Below are 11,052 nucleotides of genomic sequence, written 5' to 3' on the forward strand. Positions count from 1 at the left end.
AGCGGCCTGGATCAACAAGCCGGCACCATACGGCCCACTGATCCCGGCACAGCGTTAGAACGATCTACCTGCCTTGATCGCTTTGACAGGTTCCGCCCGCTGCGTCAAACGCGGCTGGGCCGACTACATCGCCACCAGGCGCGAGACGGACTCGTCCTGAGCGCTACCGCATGCACCAGCCAGGAACGACGCAGACGCCGGCTACTTGCCGGCCAGACCGAGGTTGGCGCCGTCACGGAGGTCCGAGAACCCCTGGGCGAGGACGGCTGCCCCCGGCAGCGAACTGCGCCGGGGCAGGGGCGGCCCGCGCTGCATGAGCTGCCCGGTCGAGCGGGGCGCGCATGCGGGTGATCACGTTCCGGTGACGGCGTGGAGAGGGTCTTGTCTCCCAGATCGCCTCGGCGTACGGTCCTTATCACCCCAGCGAACAAAGTGTTTGCTGAAGACGTATCAGGTGTTCGCTCATGACTGATCGTTCGTTGCCGGGCCCCTCCGGTGATTCCACCGACGGTGCCGCCGACGCGGCGCTGGGGGACCGCATCCGGGAGTACCGGATGATGCGGCGGATGTCGCTGCGGGCCCTGGGGGAGGCTGCGCAGGCCAGCCCCGGGTTCCTCAGTCAGCTGGAACGCGGGCAGGTGAACTGCTCCATCGCCATGCTGCGGCGGATCGCCGTGGCGCTCGGTCTGACTGTGGCCGACCTGTTCGACCAGGATGGCCGGCCCGGTCCGAGGGCGGTGCGGCGTGCCGACCGGCCGATGCTGCACACCGCTCCAGGCAGTCGCAAATTCCTCATCTCACAGCGCCCGCTCAGTCATCTCGAGGTGTACGCGGGCGAGTTCGACCCAGGGGCCTCCACCGGTGACGACGCCTACACCCATGGCGACTCCCAGGAGATCCTCCTGGTGATCAGCGGCGCCGTACGGGTCGAACTCGACGGCCGGGCCCACGACCTGGAGGCCGGCGACAGTATCGAATACCGCTCCTCGGTGCCGCACCGCGTGGTCAACCGCCACGCAGAGCCCGCCGAAATCCTCTGGATCATCAGCCCGCCGACACCGGACTGACCCCTCCCCACCCGCAGCCCTTTCCACCCCTGGCCGCGGCGCGCGCCCGCACCTCTCCCCACCGTGCCCCTCCCGCGCGGCGCACTGCCGCGCCCTGCCTCCGTGCGCCTGCGCGCCGTGCCCTCTCGGCCCCTTTGTGCCTTCACCGTCCTTCTTGGAGACAGTCATGCCCAGAATGTCACGCAAAATCATGGGGTGTGCCGCTGCTGCCGGCGCCCTGCTGCTGACCCTCACCGGCTGCGCCGGCACCGGCCCGGCCGCCGCCGACGTCGACCTCGGCCCCGGCCCGGCCGCGGCCGGCAAGGTGAAGAAGGGCGCGCTCGACGGCGTCACCCTCACCTTCGCCTCGTACGGCGGCATCTACCAGGACGGCCAGGAGTCAGCCGCGGTCAAGCCGTTCGCCGCCGAATCGGGAGCGAAGGTGCTCTCCGACGGCCCCACCGACTACACCAAGGTCAAGGCCCAGGTCGACGCCAAGAACATCACCTGGGACGTGGTGGACGCCGACACCCTCTGGGCCAAGCGCCAGTGCGGCAAGATGTTCATGCCGCTCGACAGCAAGATCGTCGACACCTCCAAGCTGCCCAAGGGCACGGAGGACAAGTGCTCCGTGCCGGCCATGAGCTACGGCGTGGTCCTGATGTACGACAAGAAGAAGTTCGGCGACAATCCGCCGAAGGGCTGGGCGGACTTCCTCGACACCAAGAAGTACCCCGGCAAGCGGGCGATTCCCGGCTTCGCGTCGGACGCGGCCCCGGGTGCACTGGAGGCGGCGCTGCTCGCCGACGGGGTCGCTCCCGACCAGCTGTACTCGCTGGACGTCGACCGGGCCCTCAAGAAGCTGACGAGCGTCCGCTCCTCGCTGGTCTTCTGGGACACCGGCGCCCGCTCCCAGCAACTGCTGGAGTCCGGCGAGGTCTCCATGGCCATGGTGTGGTCCGGCCGCGCCTACTCGGCTGTCAAGAACGGCGCCCACTTCGCCCCCCAGTGGAACCAGTTCCTGCCGGTCTCCGACTCCCTCGCCGTCCCCATCGGCGCCAAGAACCCCAAGGCGTCCATGGCGCTGATCAACTACTACCTGGGCGTCACTCAGCAGGCCAAGCTCACCGAGCTGACCTCCTACTCGCCGATCAACACCGACGCCAAGCCCAAGCTCGACACGCTCTCCAAGCAGTACCTGACCACCACCTCCGAGCGGCAGGCCCAGGCACTCAAGGTCGACAACGCCTGGTGGGCGAAGAACCAGGAGCAGATCATCCAGAAGTGGTCCGACTGGCTGGCGCGGTAACCCATGACAGCCCTGATCGAGATCGCCTCCCCGGCCACCGGCGGCCGGCCACGCAAGGGCGCCAGCGGCCGGTGGGGATGGCTGCTGCTGCCCGCGCTGGTCCTGCTGGCCGTGCTCTTCCTGGTGCCGCTGGGTCTGATGGCCTGGCGCAGTGTCAGCGAGCCGACACCCGGCGCGGGCAACTACACCTGGTTCTTCACCAGCGACGTCGCCCTCTCCACGCTGGTGCGCACGCTGGCCGTCGGCGCCGTCGTCACCCTGGTGACGCTGGTGCTCTCCTACCCATACGCCTACCTGATGACCATGGTCGGCGCCCGGGCGCGGATCTGGCTCACCCTGCTGGTGCTGCTGCCGTTCTGGACCAGCCTGATGGTGCGCACCTTCGCTTGGGTGGTGCTGCTCCAGGACAGCGGCGTGGTCAACCAGATCCTCGGCACCGTGGGGCTGGGCCCGCTGCAACTGATCCGCACCCCCGCCGGCGTGGTGATCGGCATGTCGCAGGTGCTGATGCCGTTCATGGTGCTGCCGCTGTACGCGGTGATGAGCGGCATCGACCGTCGGCTGCTGGACGCCGCGCAGGGCATGGGCGCCCGCCCGGTCACCGCATTCCTGCGCGTCTTCGTGCCGCTGTCGCTGCCCGGAGTGGGCGCCGGCGCGCTGACCGTGTTCATCACCTCGCTCGGCTTCTACATCACCCCGGCGCTCCTGGGCTCGCCCGACCAGGCGTTGATCTCGCAGCAGATCTTCACCCAGGTCAACGGGCTGCTCGCGTGGGGCCGCGGCGGAGCGATGGGCGTGGTGCTGCTGGCGGTGACGCTGGTCCTGCTGGGGCTGGTCGGCGTCGTCCTGCGCTTCACCCGCAACCGGGGAGGTGTCCGATGAGGACCGCACCCACGCGGATCGCGCTGTGGGCGTTCAGCGTGCTGGTGGGCCTCTGGCTCATCGCGCCGACGCTCGTGGTGATCCCGCTGAGCTTCACCGACAAGGCGTCCCTGGTGTTCCCGCCGAGCGGCTGGTCCACCCGCTGGTACGCCAACTTCTTCACCGACCCCGGGTGGACCGACGCGCTGCTCGCCTCGCTCCAGGTCGGCGCCCTGGTCGCGGTGGTGGCCACCGGCCTGGGCACCGCCGCCGCGATCGCGCTCACCCGGTCCGGCTCACGCTGGGTGAAGGCGTCGTACGGGCTGCTGCTGGCGCCCATGATCGTGCCGACCGTGGTGGTCGCCATCGGCGTGTACGCGCTCTTCCTCCAGTACAACCTGCTGGGCACCCTGCTCGGTTTCGTCACCGCCCACACCGTGCTCGCCCTGCCCTTCGTGATCATCCCGGTGACGGCGAGCCTGCGCGGCTTCGACCGGCGGCTGGAGGACGCCGCACTGATCTGCGGCGCCACCCGGTGGGGCGCCATCCGGCAGGTGACCCTGCCGCTGATCGCCCCGGGCGTCGTCTCGGGTGCCCTGTTCGCCTTCGTCACCAGCTTCGACGAGGTCGTGGTCTCGCTGTTCATCCAGAGCCCCTACCTGCAGACCCTGCCTGTCCAGATGTTCGCCAGCGTGACCCGGGACACCGACCCCACCATCGCCGCGGCCGCCACCCTGATCATCGTCTTCACCACGGTGCTCGTGCTGGCCGCCACCTTCGCCACCGCCAGGAGGAACCGTGTCCGCTGAGACCAGCCTCATCAAGGCGCGCGGAGCCCGTATCGAACTGGCGCAGGTGCGCAAGGAGTACGCGGACTCCGTCGCCGTCGACGACGTCTCCCTGGTCATCGAACCGGGCGAGTTCATGACCCTGCTGGGCCCCAGCGGCTCCGGCAAGACCACCACGCTCAACATCATCGCCGGGTTCACCGCCGCCACCTCGGGCACGCTGACCATCGGCGGCAAGCAGATGCAGGACCTGCCGCCGCACCGGCGCGACATCGGCATGGTCTTCCAGCACTACGCGCTCTTCCCGCACATGACCGTCGCGGAGAACGTCGCCTTCCCGCTCAAGCAGCGCAAGGTGCCAAAGGCCCGCCGCGCCGAGATGGTCGAGGCGGCCCTTCAGACCGTACGGCTCGGCGGCTACGGCCACCGCAGGCCGCGCGAACTCTCCGGCGGGCAGCAGCAGCGCGTCGCCCTGGCCCGGGCCGTGGTGTACGAGCCGAGCGTGCTGCTGATGGACGAGCCGCTCGGCGCGCTCGACAAGAAGCTGCGCGAATCCCTCCAACTGGAGATCAAGCGGGTGCACCACGAGGTGGGCTCCACCTTCGTCTTCGTCACCCACGACCAGGAGGAGGCGCTGGTCCTGTCGGACCGCATCGCTGTCTTCGACGACGGGGGTATCCAGCAGGTCGGCACCGCGAGCGAGCTCTACGAAAAGCCTCGCAGCCTCTTCGTGGCCGAGTTCCTCGGCGAGTCCTCCACCGTCCGGGGACGCGTCGAGCCGGACGGCGACGACTCCTGCCTGCGGGTCGGCGACCGCACCGTACGCGTCGCCGGACGGCTGCCTGCGGGCAGCGCGGCCGCCGTCGTGGTCCGCCCCGAGCACCTGCGGGTCCAGCCGGCCGCCGAGCCCGCCGCCCCCGGGGTCAACGCGCTGCCCGCCCGTGTCACCCAGGAGATATACCTGGGCTCCGGCCGCAAGCTCGAACTCGCCCTGCCCGACAGCACCGTACTGCTCGCCCGTGAGCAGGCCGACCGGCTGTCCGGCGTCCGCCACGGCGACGAGGTCACCGTGGTCTGGGACGTCGAACGGGGCGTCCTGCTCGACGACCCCTCCGGCACCAACCACCCACCCACTTCCGGCGAACCTATCCCGGTCGCCGCCGCGGAAGAGAGCGGACGATGAGCACCACCCCCGCCACCAGCCCCACCTTCGCCAACGGCGACGTCTCCTTCTGGTTCCGGGAGAGCGGCGTCCCCGCCCGCCGCCCCGCCCTGCCCGGCGACCTGGACGTCGACGTCGCACTCGTCGGCGGCGGCTACACCTCCCTGTGGACCGCCTACTACCTCAAGAAGGCCCAGCCCGACCTCACGATCGCCGTCCTGGAGAAGGAGTTCGCCGGCTTCGGCGCCTCCGGCCGCAACGGCGGCTGGCTCAGCGCCGAGCCGCCCGGGCAGATGCGCCGCTACGCCAAGTCGCACGGCTGGGAGTCGGCCGTCGCTATGCAGCGGGAGATGTTCTCCTCCGTCGACGAGGTCATCCGGGTCGCCGCCGAGGAGGGCATCGAGGCCGACATCCAGAAGGACGGACTGCTGCACGTCGCCACCAACGCCGCGCAGGAGCGGCGGCTGCGCGAAGGACTGCCCACGCTGCGCACCGAGGGCTGGGGCGAGGACGACCTGGTCGAACTCGACGCGGACCAGCTCGCCCAGCGGGTCCGCGTGGCCGGCGCCCGCTACGCCCAGTGGAGCCCGCACTGCGCCCGCATCCAGCCCGCCAAGCTGGTCCGGGGCCTGGCCAACGTGGTGGAGCGGATGGGTGTCGCCGTCTACGAGGGCACCGAGGTCACCGAGATCCGCCCGCGCGAGGCGGTCACCACCCACGGGACCGTCCGGGCGTCGTACGTCATCCGGGCGCTGGAGGGGTTCACCGCAGGGCTGCGCGGCCACCACCGGGTCTGGCTGCCGATGAACAGCAGCATGATCGTCACCGAGCCGCTGCCCGCCTCCGTGTGGGAGGAGATCGGCTGGCGCGGCGCCGAACTGATCGGGGACGAGGCCAACTCGTACTGCTACATCCAGCGGACGACCGACGGCCGCATCGCCATCGGCGGGCGCGGCATCCCGTACATGTTCGGCTCGCACGTCGACCAGCGCGGCGAGACCCGGGCCGCCACCCAGACGCAACTCCAGGCCATCCTCAGGCAGCACTTCCCAGTCACCGAGGGCGTCGCGATCGACCACACCTGGTCCGGAGTGCTGGGCGTGCCGCGCGACTGGTGCGCCACCGTCCACCTGGACGGGGACACCGGCCTCGGCTGGGCCGGCGGCTACGTCGGGCACGGCGTGACCACCACCAGCCTCGCCGGACGCACCCTGCGCGACCTGATCCTCGGTCAAAAGACCGACCTCACCCGGCTGCCCTGGGTGGGCCGCAAGGTGCGCGGCTGGGAGCCGGAGCCGCTGCGCTGGCTGGGCGTGCGCAGCCTCTACGTCGCCTACCGCGCCGCCGACCGGCACGAGAACTCCGGTCTTGAGCGCACCTCCGTCATCGCACGCGTCGCCAACGTCATCAGCGGACGCTGAAAGGAGCAGACCCCGATGGACACCACCGCCCTCGTCCCCGCCGTCGCCTTCCTCGCCGACGCGGCGAGCGCCGACCTGCCCCCCTTGACGCCCAAGTCCACCAGCACCACCGGCCAGCAGGAGACCACCCGCCCCCTGTGGCAGTCGCCCGACGGGCTGGTCGAGGTCGGTGTCTGGGAGTGCGACCCCGGCCACTTCACCGCCACCCGCGAGGGCTACGACGAGGTCTGCCAGGTGCTGACCGGATCCGCCACCGTCCGTACCGAGGGCGGTGAGGAGGTCGAGCTGCGTCCCGGCGCCACCCTGACGATGCCGGCCGGCTGGCGCGGCACCTGGCAGGTCCACGCGACCCTCCGCAAGGTGTACGTGGTGCGCACCCACGGGGCCGGCGCATGACCCTCGTCCTGCACGGCGGCCGGGTGTGGACCGGCGACCCACGGCGCCCGTACGCGACGGCCGTGGCCGTGGCCGGCAGCCGGATCACGGCCGTCGGTACCGACGCCGAGGTACGCCGGGCCGCCGGCCGCCCGTCCGAAACGTTCGACCTGGCCGGCCGGACCGTGGTGCCCGGTCTCCAGGACGCGCACATCCACCCGGTCTGGGGCGCCCTGGAGGCGCTGCGCTGCGACCTCACCGGCGCCGCCGACGCCGAGAGCTGCCTCACGGCCGTCCGGGAGTACGCGGCCGCCCACCCCGGCCGGCCGTGGATCCTCGGCGGCGGCTGGAGCATGGACTGCTTCCCCGGCGGCTGGCCCACCCGGGAGCCGCTGGACGCGGTCGTACCGGACCGGCCGGTGTTCCTACCCAACGCCGACCACCACTCGGCGTGGGTCAACTCGGCGGCACTGGAGCGCGCCAGGATCGACGGGGCCACCCCGGACCCGCCGGCCGGGCGGATCGAGCGCGACGCGGCCGGCCGGCCCACCGGGGTGCTGCACGAGAGCGCCATGGACCTGGTGGCCCGGCTGCTCCCACCAGACACCGTCGAGGACCAGCTCGCGGCGCTGGGCCACGCGCAGGCCCACCTCTTCCGGTACGGCGTCACCGGATGGCAGGACGCCATAGTCGGCGCCTACGGCGGGGCCGGCGACACACTCGCCGCCTACCGGCGGGCCGACGCGGAGGGGCTGCTGAAGGCCCGGGTCACCGGCGCCCTGTGGTGGGACCGCGACCGCGGCCTGGAGCAGCTCGACGACCTGGTGGCGCGGCGCGGCGAGCCTGGCCGCCGCTTCCGGGCCGGCGCGGTGAAGGTGATGCAGGACGGCGTGCTGGAGAACGGCACCGGCGCCCTGCTGGAGCCGTACCTGGACTCCTGCGGGTGCACCACCGGCAACCTCGGCCACTCCAACGTGCCCGCCGCACTGCTCGCCGAGGCGGTGACCCGCCTGGACGCCGACGGCTTCCAGGTGCACTTCCACGCGATCGGCGACCGGGCGGTGCGCGAGTGCCTGGACGCGGTCGAGGCTGCGGCCGGTGCCAACGGGACGCGCGAGCGGCGCCACCACATCGCCCATGTGCAGCTGGTCGACGACGCGGACATCGGCCGCTTCGCCGAGCTGGGAGTGGCGGCCAACGTCCAGTCGCTGTGGGCGACCCACCACCAGCAGACCGACGAGCTGACCAACCCGCTGCTGGGCGAGGGCCGGGCCGGCCGGCAGTACCCCTTCCGACGGCTGCTGGACAGCGGCGCCCGGCTGGCCGGGGGCAGCGACTGGCCGGTCACCACGGCCGACCCGTGGCAGGCCATGCACGTCGCCGTGCACCGCACCGAACCGCCCGGTTCGGCACACACCGGATGGCCGGGCGCCGACCGCCCGTTCGTGCCAAACGAACGGCTGGAGCTGACCGACATCCTGCGCGCCTACACGGCCGGCTCGGCCTGGGTGAACGGCAACGACGACGAAGTCGGCCTGCTGCGCGAGGACATGGCCGCCGACCTCTCCGTCCTCGACCGCGACCTGTTCGCCCCGGACACGGAAGTGGCCGGCACCCGCGCCGTACTCACCCTGGTCGCGGGGGAGCCGGTCCACGCCGATTGAACCCTCCCCCAGCTAGGCAGTTTCGTTTGGATCACCGTGCAGACCAGAGGAAGATGCCCGCAATGTGGAGTCCCCCCACGTAGATGGTCGCGGTCTTCTCGTAGCGGGTGGCGATGCCTCGCCACTGTTTCAGGCGGTTGATGCAGCGTTCGACGGTGTTGCACTGCTTGTATGCCTCGCGGTCGAAGGCTCGTGGCCTGCCGCCTCGGCTTCCGCGCCGCAGGCGGTGGCCGCGTTGGTCGGCCGGAACGGGGATGACCGCCCGGATCCCGCGCTTGCGCAGGTGCTCGCGGATCGTGCGGGAGGAGTACGCCTTGTCGGCCAGGAGCACGTCCGGCCTGGTGCGGGGCCGTCCTCGCCGTCGAGGAACGCGAAGGCGGGCCATGACGTGAGCGAAGGCGGGTGCGTCACCGGCCTGTCCGGCGGTGAGCACGAAGGCCAGTGGCTGGCAGTGGGCATCGGAGGCCAGGTGGATCTTTGTGGTCAGTCCGCCGCGGGACCGGCCGATGGCGTGGTCTGCCAGTTCACCTGCTGGGACCCCTTTTTGCGGGCTCCGGCCGCGTGCTGGTGTGCGCGCACGACGGTCGAGTCGACCGAGACGGCCCAGTTGAGGCCTTCGTCGGCATCTGCCTGAGCGACCAACGCGGTAAACACCCGCTCCCAGGTGCCATCGATGGCCCACAACCGTAGCCGGTTGTAGATGCCTCGCCAGTTGCCGTGCCTCTCGGGGAGGTGGATCCACTGCGATCCCATCTGGAACTTCCAGGCGATCGCGTCGATCACCTCTCGATGGTCCCGCCACCGGCCGCCACCAGCCCACACTCGTCCTGTCAGGAGCAGGGCTTCTCACTCAAGCCCGCGGTGACTGAGGCGGAGGCGGAAACCGTGTCCTCGCCTGCGCCCTTAACGCCGGCTATCACGTCGTCGTCGAAGGCATCCTCTACGCCGACCACTACGGCGACATGCTCGCCCAGTTGCGCGCCGACCACCGCGGCCCGACCCACGGCTACTACCTGGACGTGCCGTTCGACGAAACCCTCGCCCGGCACGCCACCAAGCCGCTCGCCGACGACGTCAACGAGACGCAATTGCACGCCTGGTACCGGCCGCGTGATCTGCTGCCCGGCGGTGTCGAGATCGTCATCGACTTCGACATCGCCCTGCACGAGACCGTCGACCGCATCATGCTCGACACCGGCCTAGCCCACTTGCCCGCAATGGACCGCTGACTGGCGCACGGTTGCGAGGTGTGCCCACGGGTGTCGAGCGTCGGCGGGGATGCCGCGCCAAGTCGCCGGCGGTGGCTGGACGCGGTCTTCCCGCCGGGGGTGGGACGCACCCGCGCCCGGTTGCCTTGTTACCGGATGCGGACAGACCCGGGTGAACGACGCCCGTCCCGGCGTCATCTGATGGGGTGCAGCGAAACAGCCGATGCGGCCGGTCGCCCTGCGGGAGCAGGGGGTGCCGCGTTCTGACAGACCATGGGGGAGCTTTCATCATGACCACGTACCGTGCCCGCCGTACCGCCCGTACCGCCCGTTCCGCCGCTCTCGCCGCCGTCACCGCCGCGCTGGCGCTGGGCCTGACTGCCTGCGGCGGCGCCGATGACGGTTCGAAGGCGGCGGGCGGCGACCACACCGCTGGTACCGCGCAGAGCCCGTCCGTGTCTGACGGGGACGGCAAGGGCAGCGCGGATCAGGTCAACAGCGGTGGTGACCCCAAGGTGGGGGCGCGCTCGGCGACCGCCTCGGGTGGGACGGACTAGGCCTTGAGCAAGGGCACAACGGCCGGCGCCCGGCAGTGCCGCGGGGACGAGATGCTGGTTACCGCGGTGCATCGGTTCGCGGGTCAGCAGGGCGACCACCTGCTGGTCACGGCGTCGAACGAGGGCACCAAGCCATGCTGGGTCACCTCGTACCCGGCCGTGAAGCTCGGCGGGGACGTCGACGGCGCCACACTGCCGCACTCGAAGAAGGACAACCCGGGCGGCGACAAGCACATCACGCTCCGGCCCGGAGACAAGGCATACAGCGCGGCGAACCTCTTCGACTACGGCTCGAAGAACCACACGGCGCAGTCGTTCGCCATCGCGCTGCGCGGCGCGGACGGTCGCAACGTCCCCTTCTACTCCGTCGACACCAAGGGTCAGAAGCGGCAGTTCAGCTGGAACGAGGCCGACGTGCTGAACTGGAGTACCAAGAAGCCGTACGACTTCTGACGGCGCTGTCATGTTGTTGGGTGTGTACGTGCCTGACGGGGCGTCGGGGAATGGTGGGCCCCCGGTCCGGGCCTGTGTTCAGGCCGTGGTGGGCCAGCCGACAGCGCCGGTGGTCTCGTCCCAGATGGCGAAGCGGTGGCGGATTTCGGCTCGGTAGTCGTGTGCGGTCATCAGGTGGTGGCGGGGTCGGAAGTGGGGCGAGATCCCG

General features: G+C 70.8%; 10 protein-coding genes and 4 pseudogenes. 12 read left to right on the forward strand and 2 right to left on the reverse strand.

Going from position 1 to position 11,052, the window contains the following annotated elements; all coding sequences use genetic code 11:
* Window positions 1-271: 271 nt before the first annotated feature.
* From ACWD5D_RS44425 to ACWD5D_RS44465, 9 genes and pseudogenes are all read left to right on the forward strand, one after another.
* Window positions 272-343: pseudogene (locus ACWD5D_RS44425) on the forward strand (arginine deiminase family protein); the annotation flags it as partial.
* Window positions 344-464: 121 nt separating this feature from the next.
* Entirely contained in the window at window positions 465-1,067 is a 603-nt protein-coding gene (locus ACWD5D_RS44430; RefSeq protein WP_451378444.1) for a helix-turn-helix domain-containing protein, read from the forward strand.
* 166 nt (window positions 1,068-1,233) lie between these two features.
* Entirely contained in the window at window positions 1,234-2,355 is a 1,122-nt protein-coding gene (locus tag ACWD5D_RS44435) for an ABC transporter substrate-binding protein (RefSeq protein ID WP_451378445.1), read from the forward strand.
* 3 nt (window positions 2,356-2,358) lie between these two features.
* On the forward strand, window positions 2,359-3,237 hold the full coding sequence (locus ACWD5D_RS44440) for an ABC transporter permease (protein WP_451378446.1): 879 nt from the start codon (window positions 2,359-2,361) through the stop codon (window positions 3,235-3,237).
* Window positions 3,234-4,025, forward strand: coding sequence for an ABC transporter permease (locus ACWD5D_RS44445; protein ID WP_451378447.1), 792 nt, complete (start codon window positions 3,234-3,236; stop codon window positions 4,023-4,025). Before ACWD5D_RS44440 ends, ACWD5D_RS44445 begins: the two co-directional genes overlap by 4 nt.
* The gene (locus ACWD5D_RS44450; protein ID WP_451378448.1) at window positions 4,015-5,187 is read left to right on the forward strand and encodes an ABC transporter ATP-binding protein; all 1,173 of its coding nucleotides are present in this window, start codon (window positions 4,015-4,017) and stop codon (window positions 5,185-5,187) included. The genes ACWD5D_RS44445 and ACWD5D_RS44450 overlap by 11 nt, the downstream gene beginning before the upstream one ends.
* Window positions 5,184-6,587: an NAD(P)/FAD-dependent oxidoreductase gene (locus ACWD5D_RS44455; protein WP_451378449.1), complete on the forward strand. Its 1,404-nt coding sequence runs from the start codon at window positions 5,184-5,186 to the stop codon at window positions 6,585-6,587. Before ACWD5D_RS44450 ends, ACWD5D_RS44455 begins: the two co-directional genes overlap by 4 nt.
* A 15-nt stretch (window positions 6,588-6,602) precedes the next feature.
* On the forward strand, window positions 6,603-6,983 hold the full coding sequence (locus ACWD5D_RS44460; RefSeq protein ID WP_451378450.1) for a cupin domain-containing protein: 381 nt from the start codon (window positions 6,603-6,605) through the stop codon (window positions 6,981-6,983).
* Window positions 6,980-8,626, forward strand: a complete 1,647-nt coding sequence (locus ACWD5D_RS44465) for an amidohydrolase (RefSeq protein WP_451378451.1) — start codon at window positions 6,980-6,982, stop codon at window positions 8,624-8,626. Before ACWD5D_RS44460 ends, ACWD5D_RS44465 begins: the two co-directional genes overlap by 4 nt.
* A gap of 31 nt (window positions 8,627-8,657) precedes the next feature.
* Here ACWD5D_RS44465 and ACWD5D_RS44470 read toward each other — a convergent pair.
* Window positions 8,658-9,436 (reverse strand): annotated as a pseudogene (locus ACWD5D_RS44470) (IS5 family transposase); the annotation flags it as partial.
* An 89-nt stretch (window positions 9,437-9,525) separates the two neighbouring features.
* Between ACWD5D_RS44470 and ACWD5D_RS44475 the strand changes: the two are divergent.
* From ACWD5D_RS44475 to ACWD5D_RS44485, 3 genes and pseudogenes are all read left to right on the forward strand, one after another.
* Window positions 9,526-9,855: pseudogene (locus ACWD5D_RS44475) on the forward strand (kinase); the annotation flags it as partial.
* Window positions 9,856-10,124: 269 nt separating this feature from the next.
* On the forward strand, window positions 10,125-10,391 hold the full coding sequence (locus tag ACWD5D_RS44480) for a hypothetical protein (protein WP_451378452.1): 267 nt from the start codon (window positions 10,125-10,127) through the stop codon (window positions 10,389-10,391).
* A 3-nt stretch (window positions 10,392-10,394) separates the two neighbouring features.
* A complete protein-coding gene (locus tag ACWD5D_RS44485) occupies window positions 10,395-10,844 on the forward strand; it encodes a DUF4232 domain-containing protein (RefSeq protein WP_451378453.1) in 450 nt (149 codons plus the stop codon).
* A 78-nt stretch (window positions 10,845-10,922) separates the two neighbouring features.
* On the opposite strand, the pseudogene ACWD5D_RS44490 reads toward ACWD5D_RS44485, so the two are convergent.
* Window positions 10,923-11,052 (reverse strand): annotated as a pseudogene (locus tag ACWD5D_RS44490) (IS6 family transposase); the annotation flags it as partial.

This window comes from Streptomyces sp. NPDC002520, assembly GCF_053595235.1.